The following is a 14,034-nucleotide window of genomic DNA, read 5'->3' on the forward strand; positions in this document are numbered from 1 at the left end:
TGTTCCTTTCAGATTTAAGGGGAATCAACATTATTCGGGTGCCCAGTTGATCAGGCGATGGAGCAGGGCATCGACCGCCATCCAGAGTAAAACGGTCATCAGCACCAGGATAAACAACGCAGCAAAACACTGATCGGTTTGCATGCGCGCATTGGCGTTCAGCATCACGTAACCCAGCCCTTCGGCCGAACCGACCCATTCGCCGATAATGGCGCCAATCGGTGCCACGGCAGCCGCCATGCGCAGGCCGGAGCCAAAAGCAGGCAGCGCCGCCATCAGCCGGACATGGCGCAGCTGCGCCCAGCGTGAGGCACCCAGGGTGCGGGCAAGGTCCAGATAGTCCTGATTAACCCGCCTCAGCCCGTCAAAGAAAGCAGAGGTCACCGGGAAGAAGATCACCAGCACCGCCATCGCCACTTTGGCGCTGATGCCAAAGCCAAACCACAGCACCAGCAGCGGCGCGAGGGCAAACACCGGAATGGCCTGGCTGGTCAGCACCACGGGCATCAGCCAGCGTTGCAGGCGAGGAGAGAAGATCATGCCGATCGCCAGCAGCGACCCCAGCAGTACGCCCAGCACCAGCCCAATCAGGACTTCTGAGGCCGTTATCAGGCTGTGATACGTGAGGAAAGCGCGGCCATCCCACAGCGCGCGGGCAACAGCGGCGGGCGACGGCAGTAAAAAGGCGGGAATATCACTCAGTGTGGCCAGCCACCACAGCAGCAGCAGCCCGGTAAAAATCATTACGCCACGTGCGCTGGCGGCCATTTTTCCGCTCATTCTGCGGCCCTCAGCAACTGCTGTAACAGTTCGGCCTGGCTTTTCAGCACATCGGCATCATCCGGCGCACGGGGCGGCTGGCCACCAATGGTGTGAGTGTCGTCGATCCCGGCAGGATAACCAGACAACACCAGCAGGTGGTGACTCAGACGGCAGGCTTCCATCGGGTCATGGGTAATCAGCAATACGGTGTGGTCGGCCAGCAGTTCAGCGGCCAGCGTCTGGATTTTGGCCCGCGTCAGCGTATCCAGCGCGGAGAACGGCTCATCCATCAGGACAACGGGGCGTCTTTCATACAGCGTGCGGGCAATCGCCGCCCGCTGGCGCATGCCACCGGAAAGCGCCGCAGGAAGATCGTTGCCGTGCCCGTGCAGTCCGACGCGTTCCAGCAGATGGGCAGCCCAGGCGGCATCCACGTTTTCGCCGCGCAGACGTGCACCCAGTGTGATGTTGTCGCTGATCGACAGCCAGGGATAGAGCAGATCTTTCTGTCCCATGTAAGCAATGCGCCCGGGCAACGGCAGGCCATCGCTACCGCAGACGGTGCCGGAGGTGGGCTTCGCCAGCCCGGCGATGATCTTCAGCAGGCTGGTCTTGCCGCTGCCGCTGGCCCCCAGTAGGGCAACAAATCGCCCCGGCGGGAGGGTAAAACTGAGACGGTCGAAAATCTGACGCGGGCCGAAGCACAGCGTCAGATCGCGCACCTCAATGCCGGGTGGGTTCATGTCCGGTGCACCGCATTCAGTCCCATCTGCCAGAATGCCGACTCGAGGCGCGTGGCGGTGGTGAAAATCTCAGACAGGGCGGTGAAGCGGCTTTCGGCCCCGCGCTGCTCACCGACCGTTTCCAGTAAACCGAGGGCGGCACGAACGCCGTTCAGATAGTCTGCATCACCATAGTTGCGGATCCAGGAGGCATAAGGGCTGCCTTGTAAAACCGTCTCCGGGGCGTTCAACAGGCGCAGGCCAATCTCGGCGTAGCCCGCCACACAGGGCAGCAGCGCCACCAGCAGATCCAGCGCATCACCCGAGTGACCGATATCCAGTACATAGCGGGTGTAGTTCATGGTTTCCGCCGCTTCCGGTTCGCGCATCATCTGCGCTTCGCTCAGCCCCCAGCTTTCGCAGTAGCCAACGTGCAGCGGCAGCTCTGCGACGATGGCGTTCAGAGACGCCGTCGCCGCACGCATTTCGGGCAGCGTGCGCAGTTTGCTGACCAGCAGCGCCCAGGCACGGGCAAAGTGAATCAGAAAAAGATAGTCCTGCGTCAGATAACGACGAAAGGCGCTCTCGGGCAGCGTGCCGCGTGAGAGTTGGTGAATAAACGGGTGCGCCACATAGTCCTGCCAGTCGTTACCGGCCTGCTGGCGTAAACGTCCGTACAGACCCTGGCTGAAATCAACAGGCTGAATAGTTTTAGACACTGAATCCCCTCATTTAAGTGGAGATCCGGGCACGCGGAGGTGTGAACAGGGCAGAGGTGACTGCCAACCCGTCCCTTCGCTGGCATGACCCAGATCAGGTTCAAAGGGTTCGGCTTGTTACGCCATCTCAGCCCATACAGGACACCCCTCGGAGGGCTCTTTTATACGGGATTTCATTTTTCATTACAATCCACCCGTCATACTTCGAGCCGCAGATGCGTTGGCTGCACCTCGAATTATTTTGGGTATATACTGCTAATCAATCGTCATTTGTTTCACCCCACAGGATACCCCCATGAAAAGTATTGGATTTCTGTCGTTCGGCCACTGGACCCCTTCGCCGCAGTCCGGCACCCGTTCGGCGGCCGATGCGCTGTTGCAGTCGATTGATCTCGCGGTCGCCGCTGAAGAACTCGGTGCGGACGGTGCTTATTTTCGCGTGCATCACTTTGCCCGCCAGTTAAGCTCGCCGTTCCCGCTGCTGGCCGCCGTCGGCGCGAAAACACGCCGTATTGAGATCGGCACCGGGGTGATCGATATGCGTTACGAGAACCCGATGTATATGGCAGAAGATGCCGGCTCTGCCGACCTGATCTCCGGTGAGCGTTTGCAGCTGGGCATCAGCCGGGGTTCTCCTGAGCAGGTGATCGACGGTTGGCGCTATTTTGGCTATCAGCCTGCGGAAGGGGAAAACGAGTCGGATATGGCGCGTCATCACACCGAAGTGCTGCTGGATGTGCTGCGTGGCGAAGGCTTTGCCAAACCAAACCCGCAGCCGATGTTCCCGAACCCGCCAGGGATGCTGCGCGTGGAGCCGTTCTCGGAAGGGCTGCGTGACCGTATCTGGTGGGGGGCCGGTTCCAATGCTACCGCCGTCTGGGCGGCGAAACTGGGGATGAACCTGCAAAGCTCAACGCTGAAAGATGATGAAACCGGTGAGCCTTTCCATATCCAGCAGGCGCAACAGATCCGCGCCTACCGGGAAGCGTGGAAAGCCGCCGGACATACGCGCACCCCGCGTGTTTCGGTGAGCCGCAGTATCTTTGCGCTGGTGAATGATATGGACCGTGCGTACTTTGGCAACAGCGGCAAAGAAGGGGACAAAGTGGGCTATCTTGATGAGAAAACCCGCGCCATCTTTGGCCGCAGCTACGCCGCAGAACCGGACCAGTTGATTAAACAACTGGCGCAGGACGAAGCGATTGCCGAAGCCGATACCCTGTTACTCACGGTGCCGAACCAGTTGGGTGTGGACTACTGCGCGCATACTATCGAAGCGATCCTCAAGCATGTGGCACCGGGCCTCGGCTGGCGCGAGTAGCACGTGCTGTCAGGCTCTCCCGGTATCCGGGGGAACCTGACAACGATGATCTTATTCACACTCGCCGGGGCGTAGTCGGTTTAAAACGAGGTCCACTCTTCCTCAAGGGCTTTAGACGTTTGTGCGCGGAGGGGAAGGGGGTTATGGCTTGAGGATCCGACAACAAACTCGCCTTCATGCACCCGGCTGGTGTTGATCTTAAAGATAGCGACCATCTCACTCAGTTTCTTTGCCTGCTGCTCTAGCGAAATAGCGGCGGCAGACGATTCCTGAACCAGGGTCGCATTTTGCTGTGTGGTCGAGTCCATCTCGGTCACGGCTTTCCCTATCTGTTCAATGCCCTGACGCTGTTCGTGAGAGGCACTAGAGATTTCATCGATAATCTGGCTGACATGGCTCACGGAGTTGACGATATCTCCCATGCTGTCACCGGCTTTGTTCACCAGTTCAGTCCCTGTCCCAATACGTGCTACCGACTCGTTGATCAGCGACTCTATCTCTTTCGCCGCATCTGCGCTGCGCTGCGCCAGCGTTCTGACTTCACCGGCAACAACGGCAAAACCGCGCCCCTGTTCACCGGCCCTGGCGGCTTCGACAGCGGCATTCAATGCCAGAATATTGGTCTGGAAAGCAATACCGTTGATCACGCTAATGATTTCAGTGATTTTCTTTGAGCTACCTGCGATGCCATTCATGGTGCTGACCACCTCACTGACGATCTGACCCCCTTTACGGGCATCGGCGCTGGCGCTGGCAGCAAGCTTGCTGGCTTGCAAGGCATTATCGGCGTTAAGGCGTACCGTCGAGGTGAGCTCCTCCATACTGGAGGCGGTTTCCACCACGGCGGCGGACTGTTGCTCCGTTCTGGACGCTAAATCCGTATTCCCTGCGGCAATCTGTGATGAGGCACTGGCTAAGTGACTGACGCTTTCACGTATGCCCGAGATCATGTCGCATAAACGGGTATTCATCGCGCCCATTGTTTGGGTTAGCTCACCCAATTCATCTTTGGAGGAGGCGGTGATCTGAGCCGTCAGATCGCCACTGGAAATGCGCTGTGCCAGGGCAAGATTTTCACTCACAGGTCGTGTGATTTTACGCGTGATCGCCCAAGCGGTGACCAGCCCGGTAAACACCGCCAGTAATGAAAGGAGGGTGATAATGGTGATCGTGCGAGAAATTACCTGGGTGTTATATTCCGTCTGCATTTCAATTAATGTGGCTGCAGTGGTGTTCAGTTCGTTAGCACCCTGGGCCATGTTGTCGGCAGATAGTTGTGTTTTCGCGATGGCAGATAAATACGTTTCTGCACTCGCTTTCAAAGCCTCGTAGCGCATCCATACCGGGGTCAATACGTTTTTTGTCGCCTCTGGCCATTGTGCCAGGCTGTCATTATACAGCGATTCAGTGCGGCGATATAATGCGTCAAAGTCCGATATGGTTTCAGGAGTATGCTTTGCGATCAGTGTGTTGCCAGCCTCACTGAGCAGGGAAAACGCGAAGAGTAAATCAAAAATTTTATCGAGAGAGTCACTATCAGATGCGGTATTTTTTAAGTCATCTTGCAGGTTGGGGAGAAAGCGATTATCACTTTGTTGCAGCAGGTTTTTAGCGAGTTGATTACTGTGGCGGCTTTTATCGTAATAGTCAGTTCGTAACTCACTGTAGCGTTCAATATTGGCGCTGAGCTGTTCAAACTGCTTTTGAGCTTCTCCGCGCCAGGTGAACTGACTGGCATCCTTAATCAGCGTTTGCATCGATTTAATGGCATCGCCGTTCGCTTTCATTTTCTCATCATCACCTGTATGCATGTAAATCAAACGGTTTTGCCGGGCGGCATCCAGCTGGTTGCCAATATCATTGGTCAGCGTTGTTTTTATTGAGTTATGTTCTATCGTTTTTAACGCGTAAATACCGTAACCTGATATACCGATAATAATGCAGATTAAAAGAATAAATCCTGAAAAAAGTTTCTTACCTATTGAAAAGTCGTTAAATTTTAAAATAATCATATTAAGTCCTTTATTAAACATAATTAGTGTTATTGAAATAATTCTGCTTCCGGAGGTAAAACACGTGCCTGCAGGATTTTATCGGCAGTGAGAGCGGTTTCATTAAAAATGACTTTTATTGGGCAGTGATGGGATTTAGTGTGTTGATTTTAAAGTTTTTTTAATGTTAATAAGGGGGCTGATTATAAGATTGATGCGCGTTATTTCTGATGAAATAACGCGTTTTCTGATGTTTTGCTGGCAGACAGGGTACTTTTGTCAGTGGAATTAACTTTATGTAAATGGAGTTTTACATTTTTTTACATTTATATTGCAAGGTATCAGCGTTCTTTCTCGCAAACAGGCTGTTTATTTCTTAGCGTTTGCGGCTATCAGGAATAATCAAATCCCCGCGTAGCACGCATGCACCCAGCATGTCGCGGGTTTTCTCTGTCAGCCAGCTGACGATACGTGCTGCCATCGCATCCATGGAGTATTCAATCGAAGGAATGGACGGAATGCCCGGCAGATCCAGCGAACCGGCAAGGCTGAAGATCATAATGTCACCCGGTACGGTTTTATTAAACGCCTGCAGCTGGCCGATCACCCGCTGTGCTTCCTGCTCGTCAGCCACCAGCAGGGCGTTGAAATTAACGGTAGTGGCGTTATTCAGCAGCACCTGTACCGCAACGGACGAGGTGGTGGAATCCATAAACACCAGATTGCGGTTAAACGGCAAAAAGTTGTTTTCCAGCGCCAGCTTATAGCCCAGCAGCACCTGATCGGTATGACCGCTGGCCTCCGGATGGATCAGGGCAATCTGACGGCGGCCCTGGCTGATCAGATAATTACAGGCGGTCTCTGCGGCAAACGCATGGTCAAACTGGATGCTGTTTGGCGTGTCGGCAGCGACACAGTCAATCAGGATGACGTTGTCATCCGTAATATTCAGCGGGAAACGTGCGCCGATAATCAATACATCATCACAGAGGCCGCAGGAGAGTTCATCCAGCGCATTCATCACGCCCGTTTTGCTGTTGGCGAAACGCAGCAGCAGATGCTTTTGATGCTGGCTGAGGTGTTTTTCCAGTGCATAGAGATAACCGGTGGTCTGGTTAATATTCTCCTGTGCGCAGATCACGCCAATGCAGCCCGTCGACTGCGACAGTAGTGACTGCGCGATAACATTTGGCCGGTAGCTGAGTTCTTCGGCTGCTTTCAGCACCGCAAGGCGACTGGCTTCTTTCACTCCGCGCGATCCGCTCAACACCCGTGATACTGTGGCTTTAGACACCCCAGCTAAACGCGATACATCGTTGATTGTTGACATTTTTCTCCCCTGACACCCGGTAACAGCCTGCAAAAAATACCGCAAGAATGGCGCAAAATATCGCCACTGCCAGTATAGCGGCTTTGCATTTTCATGGAAACCGATTTTCCATATCACCTCAAAACTGTCCATATCGACCGCATTTTTGTGATGGGAATCCAGGAAAAAACCCTTTAACACCTGCGTTTATGATGAGTATCACATTTTTGTTTTCCTTAAATGGAAAACGGTTTCCGTATGGTGTCCAATCGTTTCCACATTTACGTTCTATTACATTTCGAGGATAACGGATTATGGTCAGGATTATGCTGTGCTGCTCTGCCGGGATGTCCACCAGTATGCTGGTGAGAAAAATGGTGGAGGCCGCCAATGAAAGAGGGCTGGAGGTGGACATTGAGGCGTATGGCGTCGCAGAGTTCGATACCCAGTTTCCCCGTTATCAGGTGGTGCTGCTGGGGCCACAGGTTAAATATATGCTGAAAACACTGTCAGAAAAGGCTGCCACGCAGGGTATTCCGGTTCAACCCATCGATCCGATGGATTACGGCATGCAGCGCGGTGACAAGATGCTGGACTTCGCGCTGTCGTTGATTAACGCAGCAAACTAAAGGGTGTTCATATGAGTTCGCTATATCAGTCAATGATTGCCGTTATCGAGCAATCCATCACCCCGCTGGCGGGGCGTCTGGGTCAGCAAAAATACGTTATCGCCATCCGCGATGGCTTCACTGCCGCGCTGCCGTTTATGATCATCGGCTCGTTTATGCTGGTGTTTATCTTCCCGCCCTTTTCGGCGGATACCACCAACAGCTTTGCGCGTGGCTGGCTGGATTTTTCACTGACCTACCGTGAACAGCTGATGCTGCCGTTTAACCTGAGCATGGGGGTGATGACCTTCTTCATCTCTGTCGGGATTGGTGCCAGCCTTGGGCGGCAGTTTAATCTTGACCCGGTGATGTCCGGTCTGCTGGCGTTTATGGCATTTCTGCTGGTGGCGGCCCCTTATGCGGATGGTCATATCTCCACGCAGTATCTCTCCGGGCAGGGTATTTTCACCGCGTTGATCACCGCGATCTACTCGACGCGCGTCTATGCCTGGCTGAAGCAGAACAACATTACCATTCGCCTGCCAAAAGAAGTACCCACCGGGGTGGCGCGCTCCTTTGAAATCCTGATCCCGGTGGTGGTGGTGATGGGCACGCTGCATCCGCTGAATCTGTTTATTGAAGCGCAAACCGGCATGATTATGCCGCAGGCGATTATGCACCTGCTGGAGCCGCTGGTGTCGGCATCGGATTCACTGCCTGCGATCCTGCTGTCGGTGCTGCTGTGCCAGATTTTCTGGTTCGCCGGTATCCACGGTGCCCTGATTGTGACCGGGATTATGAACCCGTTCTGGATGGCGAACCTGTCGGCCAACCAGGCTGCGCTGGCCGCCGGAGCGGCGTTACCGCATATCTATTTACAGGGCTTCTGGGATCACTACCTGCTGATCGGCGGTGTGGGTTCAACACTGCCTCTGGCTTTCCTGCTGTTGCGCAGCCGCGTGGCTCATCTGCGTACCATCGGCAAAATGGGCGTGGTGCCCAGCTTCTTCAATATCAATGAACCTATCCTGTTCGGTGCACCGATCATTATGAATCCGATGCTGTTCATCCCGTTTATCTGCGTGCCGATGATCAACGCCTGCCTGGCGTATGGTGCGACCAAACTGGGCTGGCTGGCCCAGGTGGTATCGCTGACGCCGTGGACCACACCCGCGCCGATCGGGGCTTCCTGGGCAGCTAACTGGGCGTTCAGTCCGGTAGTGATGTGTCTGATTTGTATGGTGATGTCGGCCCTGATGTACCTGCCATTCCTGCGCGCCTATGAGCGCTCGTTAATGAAAACCGAAGAGCAGAAAGCCCAGGCCAGCGCACCGTTAAGCGGCACCGTCAGCAGCAACTGAACATCATGGAGAACACAACGATGAAATATCAATTTCCCAAAGACTTCTGGTGGGGCAGCGCCTGCTCTGCGCTGCAAACCGAAGGGGAAAGCCAGCCCGCTCGTGGGGAAACCACCTGGGATGCCTGGTACCGCCAACAGCCAACGCGTTTTCACCAGCAGGTGGGGCCGCAGGATACCTCGACCTTTTACCAGCACTGGCGTGACGATATTGCCCTGCTGAAGCAGCTCAACCACAACAGTTTCCGTACCTCATTGAGCTGGTCCCGTCTGATACCGGACGGCACGGGAGAGGTTAACCTGGAAGCGGTGGCGTTCTATAACAACGTGATTGATGAACTGCTGGCGCAGGGGATCCAGCCATTTATCACCCTGTTCCATTTTGATATGCCGATGGCGATGCAGCAGCAGGGTGGCTGGGAAAGCCGGGACGTGGTGGCGGCTTTCAGTCGCTATGCGAACCTCTGCTTTGAGTTGTTCGGTGACCGCGTGCTGCACTGGTTCACCTTCAACGAGCCGATTGTTCCGGTGGAAGGGGGATATCTTTACGACTTCCATTACCCGAACGTAGTGGACTTTAAGCGGGCAGCGACCGCTGCATACCACACGGTGCTGGCCCATGCGCAGGCAGTGCGTGCATTTCGTGCCGGGCAGTACCCGGGGGAAATTGGCATTGTGCTGAATCTGACGCCGTCCTATCCGCGTTCGCAGAACCCGGCGGATGTGAAAGCGGCCCACCATGCCGACCTGCTGTTTAACCGCAGCTTCCTTGACCCGGTGTTGCGCGGCGAGTATCCGGCCGATCTGATGGTCCTGCTGCAAAGCTACGATCAGCTTCCGGTTTGCCAGCCGGGGGACCGGGCGTTAATCGCTGACGGTAAGATCGACCTGTTGGGGATTAACTATTACCAGCCGCGCCGCGTCAAGTGCCGGGACAGCGCCGTGAATCTGCAATCGCCATTTATGCCAGAGTGGTTATTTGATAATTACGAGATGCCCGGTCGTAAAATGAATCCGTATCGCGGCTGGGAAATCTATGAGCCGGGTATTTACGATATTCTGACTAATTTACGTGTGAATTATGGTAACCCGCGCTGCTTTATTTCCGAGAACGGCATGGGCGTGGAAAATGAACAACGATTTGTTGATGACGGCCAGATTAATGACCACTACCGCATTGAATTTGTATCTGAGCATCTGAAGTGGCTGCATAAAGGCATCAGTGAAGGGAGTCATTGCCTCGGTTACCACATGTGGACCTTTATTGATAACTGGTCATGGTGCAACGGTTATAAAAATCGCTACGGCTTCGTACAGCTCGATTTAGCCACGCAGCAGCGCACGGTGAAAAAAAGCGGAGAGTGGTTTGCCCGCACCGCCGCCCGTCATGGATTTAATGAAGAAGGGGATAATGATGATTGATTTAGAAGAGGCAGTGATGGAGATCATCGTCAACGCCGGACAGTCGCGCAGCCTGTGCTTTGAAGCCCTGCATGCCGCACGTGGTGGGGATATTACCCGGGCGAAAGCCCTGTTGCAGGAAGCGGATGGCTTTTCGCGGCAGGCCCATCAGATGCAAACCAAACTGATCGAGCAGGATGCCGGAGAAGCCCGGCAGCCGATGACCTTGATTATGGTGCATGCGCAGGATCATCTGATGACCTCCTTACTGGCCCGTGAATTATCCGAAGAAATTATCCATCTCTATCAGCGATAGAATCAAACATTCAGTGAGGAAATTAATTACCAGAATATATTAATCCGTCTTTACCTCTGTGTATTATCAATAAACTGCTGGTTATGGTAGTGGGGTTGGTATTATTTAAATCATAACAAGACAGTTATTATCCAAAATAACATCGCTCACGCACACGTCTTTGCGCGGCATTGTGACGCGCAAAGACCACGGCTGGGTAATATTGAGATAATTATGAAAATATTTAAAAAATTGCCCTTGACGCTGGCGGTCATGGCAGCCCTTTGTTCTGGATCCGTCGTTGCACAAGAATTTACTCAGGCACAAATCGACGCCATCGTGGCGCGAGCCGTGGATAAAGCGTTAGCCGAACGTCAGGTCAAAATAGACACTGCCGTCGATAAAGCCCTGGCAGAACGTCAGGCCAAAGCCGACAGTGCCATTGCTAAAAAAGCGGATGTGATCACTGAGCCACAAACTACGGCACAGTCGCCTGACAAGGCAATTCCGTTTGGCGTGCAGTTCACGGGCTACGCTCGCTACGGTGCACAGTTCCAGGGGGGTGACCAGAAGTTTGTCGGCGTCGACGGTTCCTATAATGGTTCTTCTGCGATAGGCCGTCTGGGCAATGAAGGCAATGGCGGTGAGTTCCAGCTTTCCAAAGCCTTTAGAGGCGATAACGGCGCAATCTGGGACGTTAACGTGATGATCGATCACTGGGGCGATGAGGTTAACCTCAAAAAAGCCTATGCGGGCGTCACGAATCTGTTCGAGTCGAATCCCAATGCGTATCTGTGGGCCGGACGCGATTTCCACCAGCGTCCACAGCAGGGGATTAACGACTACTTCTGGATGAACCATGATGGGCAAGGCGCCGGGGTGAAAAACTTCGAACTCGGCGGCGTGAAGTTTGATGTGGCGACAGTGGCCGCTGTAGAGTCCTGTAATCCTGAAGTGATGGACGAAGATGGCAACCCGTCACGCATCAGCTGTACCGGCGGTTCGGGCACTGGCGACAAAGGTAACTATGCGGTCACCTCCAAAATCCACGGCATGAAGGTCGGCCCGCTGGATCTGGAGTTGTACGCCAACTACGGCTTTGATTCCAAGGCGGTGGAAAGTGAAGAGCGTCTGAAAGCCTGGCAGGGCGGTGTGGTCCTGAGCCACACGGGCGAAAACGGCGTGAACAAAGTGATCACCCGTTACTCCAACAACGCCGATAACAGCGTGTTTAATAAAACCGACGAGCTGACGACGATCTATGCCAGCTTTGAGGGGAACTACAAGTTCACACAGCAGGCGCAGGTGGAATATCTGCTGGCCTTCCATGACTACGCTAATAAAGCGGATAACACGGACGACCGCCGCAACTATGGGGCAATCGTGCGCCCGATGTACTGGTGGAACGATGTGCACTCCACCTGGTTGGAAGCGGGTTATCAGCGTGTTGATTACGATCAGGGCGGCGATAACCACGGCTGGAAGCTGACGCTGTCGCAGAACGTCTCCATTGATATGGGGCCGGAGTTCCGTCCGATGCTGCGCTTCTACGTCACGGGGGGCGAAGTGGATAACAAGCGTACCGCACGTATCAACGGCAACGATGATAATACGCAGCTCGACTCCTTTAACGTCGGTGCGATGTGGGAAGCCTGGTTCTGATTGTCAGCGGATGAAACGGGAACAGAGGGGCGACCAGTGACGCTGGTCTGCACGATGGTCCAGGTTCAGGTCAACGTCAACGTCAAGGGCGTTTCGCTTTCCCGCTGCGCGGGCTGAGCGACCAAAGGGCGGCAGTCGCCCCGCCCTTTGGAATCCGGGCTTTGCGGCAGGCGCTGCGTCCACTGCGTGGATGCCTTCGCAAGCGTCGTTCACCGACGCACCGGTCGTGACGGCACATCCGTGTGCCGGCTCTCCCTCTCACCGCCGTCCTGGCGGTTCGTCCTGGTTCACTGTGCTTCCTCAGCGCTGCTGAATGCCGCCTCAACGTCAAAAGCCAGGTCAAAACCCACACCCAAACCCGCCAAAAACCCAAAATCCTGATTCAAATAAACCGCAGAGATCGTCAAGTGGTGGGGTTTTTAAAACCGACAGCAAGCACAGTTTTTGCGGGGATGGGGCCAGATTGAGGTAAGCCGGACGTCACGCGACAGGACGTCGCGTGCCGAGGCCCGCAGGGATGCGGTCGTTGCCGTTCCGGCGTGCTCAGACTGGCCCCGGACCTGAAGCCAGACTGCCAGCAACAAAAAAAGGAGTGGGGATCCCTCAGGGGGGTGATCATTTTTTCCGGTCATCCCGTCATGAGCGTCGGGTCCTGCGGTAAGGGGATATCGGCACTGATGCGCAGCCCGTCGCCATCAAACACCATACACTGGTGCGGATAGAACGCGGGGCGCAGCATCTGATAAGGGCGGAAATGCACATCACCCGGCAGCAGCATCTTAAAGCCGTCGTAGCCGTAAATCTGCCCGAACAGATAGGTATTGTTACCCAGCCGTTCGACCACCTCACAGTGAAAATCCAGCTGTAACGGCGCATCGCTGTTGATGCGCAGATGCTCAGGACGGATACCCAGCGTCAGTTCCTCACCCGGCTGCAACAGGCGTGCAGGTGCAGGCAACGTCAGCGTGTTCGCCCCCTCATTCACCGTAACGATCAGCCCCTGAACGCTGCAGTGCTGCACGCGTGCAGGCAGGAAATTCATCTTGGGAGAACCAATAAAACCGGCGACAAAGCGGTTCACCGGGTTGTAATACAGTTCCATGGGTGACCCCACCTGTTCCAGCTTGCCGTAGTTCATCACCACGATTTTATCCGCCAGCGTCATCGCCTCAATCTGGTCGTGGGTCACATACACCATGGTGGTTTTCAGCTCCTGGTGCAGTTTGGCGATATGCAGACGCATATCGACGCGCAGCTCGGCGTCCAGGTTTGACAACGGCTCATCAAACATAAAGACCTGCGGATTACGCACGATGGCCCGTCCAATCGCCACGCGCTGGCGCTGGCCGCCGGAAAGCTCTTTGGGTTTGCGTTCAAGCAGGTGGGAGAGTTGCAGGGTTTTCGACACCATCTCCACCTGATGGCGGATCTTCTCTTTCGCCACCCCGTTCACTTTCAGCCCGTAACCCATATTTTCGGCCACCGTCATATGCGGATAAAGCGCATAGGACTGAAACACCATCGCCACGCCGCGATGGGCGGGAGCCACATCGTTCATCAGCTCATCGCCAATCAGGATCTCGCCATCACTGACCTCTTCCAGCCCGGCAATCAACCGCAGAAGGGTGGACTTACCACAGCCAGAGGGACCGACGAAGACGGTGAACTCACCGTCTTCAATATCCAGATGAATATTATTGAGCGTTTCTGTTTTACCAAAACGCTTGGACACGTTTCTCAGTCTGATGCTGGACATGCGGAACCTCATCGAAAGGGGGATTTAAATAATAAATGTATTACGTATTACAATTTATGTTGTGACACGCCAACCCTTGTGGTGTCTGGCCTGACTATAAACCCCTGATGCAGAGCACCCTAGAGTCG

At 54.6% G+C, this 14,034-nt stretch carries 12 protein-coding genes and 1 riboswitch; of the genes, 6 read left to right on the forward strand and 6 right to left on the reverse strand.

The annotated features are described in order from the left end of the window. Positions 1-30: 30 nt before the first annotated feature. From LJN55_RS08915 to LJN55_RS08925, 3 genes are read right to left on the reverse strand one after another with little or no spacing between them, the layout of a single operon-like run. Positions 31-780 (reverse strand): ABC transporter permease, encoded by a 750-nt coding sequence (locus tag LJN55_RS08915; RefSeq protein WP_227536052.1) that lies wholly within the window; start codon positions 778-780, stop codon positions 31-33. Continuing rightward, on the reverse strand, positions 777-1,505 hold the full coding sequence (locus LJN55_RS08920; protein ID WP_133843034.1) for an ABC transporter ATP-binding protein: 729 nt from the start codon (positions 1,503-1,505) through the stop codon (positions 777-779). The genes LJN55_RS08915 and LJN55_RS08920 overlap by 4 nt, the downstream gene beginning before the upstream one ends. Beyond that, on the reverse strand, positions 1,502-2,191 hold the full coding sequence (locus LJN55_RS08925) for a TenA family protein (protein WP_159337147.1): 690 nt from the start codon (positions 2,189-2,191) through the stop codon (positions 1,502-1,504). Before LJN55_RS08925 ends, LJN55_RS08920 begins: the two co-directional genes overlap by 4 nt. 66 nt (positions 2,192-2,257) lie before the next feature. After that, positions 2,258-2,362: riboswitch (TPP riboswitch) on the reverse strand. Positions 2,363-2,498: 136 nt separating this feature from the next. Between LJN55_RS08925 and LJN55_RS08930 the strand changes: the two genes are divergently transcribed. Then, positions 2,499-3,524: an LLM class flavin-dependent oxidoreductase gene (locus tag LJN55_RS08930; protein ID WP_227536053.1), complete on the forward strand. Its 1,026-nt coding sequence runs from the start codon at positions 2,499-2,501 to the stop codon at positions 3,522-3,524. An 80-nt stretch (positions 3,525-3,604) separates the two neighbouring features. Here the strand turns inward: LJN55_RS08930 and LJN55_RS08935 are convergent, their stop codons facing one another. Together LJN55_RS08935 and LJN55_RS08940 are read right to left on the reverse strand one after the other, a co-directional pair. Continuing rightward, the gene (locus tag LJN55_RS08935; RefSeq protein ID WP_227536054.1) at positions 3,605-5,536 is read right to left on the reverse strand and encodes a methyl-accepting chemotaxis protein; all 1,932 of its coding nucleotides are present in this window, start codon (positions 5,534-5,536) and stop codon (positions 3,605-3,607) included. 355 nt (positions 5,537-5,891) lie between these two features. Continuing rightward, a complete protein-coding gene (locus LJN55_RS08940; RefSeq protein WP_133843041.1) occupies positions 5,892-6,845 on the reverse strand; it encodes a LacI family DNA-binding transcriptional regulator in 954 nt (317 codons plus the stop codon). A gap of 293 nt (positions 6,846-7,138) precedes the next feature. On the opposite strand from LJN55_RS08940, the gene LJN55_RS08945 reads away from it, so the two are divergent. The 5 genes from LJN55_RS08945 (at position 7,139) to LJN55_RS08965 (ending at position 12,150) form a co-directional block, all read left to right on the forward strand. Beyond that, positions 7,139-7,453, forward strand: coding sequence for a PTS sugar transporter subunit IIB (locus LJN55_RS08945; protein ID WP_227536055.1), 315 nt, complete (start codon positions 7,139-7,141; stop codon positions 7,451-7,453). A gap of 11 nt (positions 7,454-7,464) precedes the next feature. Beyond that, on the forward strand, positions 7,465-8,793 hold the full coding sequence (locus LJN55_RS08950) for a PTS sugar transporter subunit IIC (RefSeq protein WP_227536056.1): 1,329 nt from the start codon (positions 7,465-7,467) through the stop codon (positions 8,791-8,793). 20 nt (positions 8,794-8,813) lie between these two features. Next, the gene (locus LJN55_RS08955) at positions 8,814-10,214 is read left to right on the forward strand and encodes a glycoside hydrolase family 1 protein (RefSeq protein WP_227536057.1); all 1,401 of its coding nucleotides are present in this window, start codon (positions 8,814-8,816) and stop codon (positions 10,212-10,214) included. After that, positions 10,207-10,509, forward strand: coding sequence for a PTS lactose/cellobiose transporter subunit IIA (locus tag LJN55_RS08960; protein ID WP_133843474.1), 303 nt, complete (start codon positions 10,207-10,209; stop codon positions 10,507-10,509). Before LJN55_RS08955 ends, LJN55_RS08960 begins: the two co-directional genes overlap by 8 nt. 213 nt (positions 10,510-10,722) lie before the next feature. Next, positions 10,723-12,150, forward strand: coding sequence for a carbohydrate porin (locus LJN55_RS08965; RefSeq protein ID WP_227536058.1), 1,428 nt, complete (start codon positions 10,723-10,725; stop codon positions 12,148-12,150). A 628-nt stretch (positions 12,151-12,778) separates the two neighbouring features. On the opposite strand, the gene LJN55_RS08970 is transcribed toward LJN55_RS08965, so the two are convergent. Continuing rightward, entirely contained in the window at positions 12,779-13,906 is a 1,128-nt protein-coding gene (locus LJN55_RS08970) for an ABC transporter ATP-binding protein (RefSeq protein WP_227536059.1), read from the reverse strand. Positions 13,907-14,034 lie beyond the last annotated feature (128 nt).

Source organism: Erwinia rhapontici (assembly GCF_020683125.1).
Taxonomy (GTDB): Bacteria; Pseudomonadota; Gammaproteobacteria; order Enterobacterales; family Enterobacteriaceae; genus Erwinia; species Erwinia rhapontici.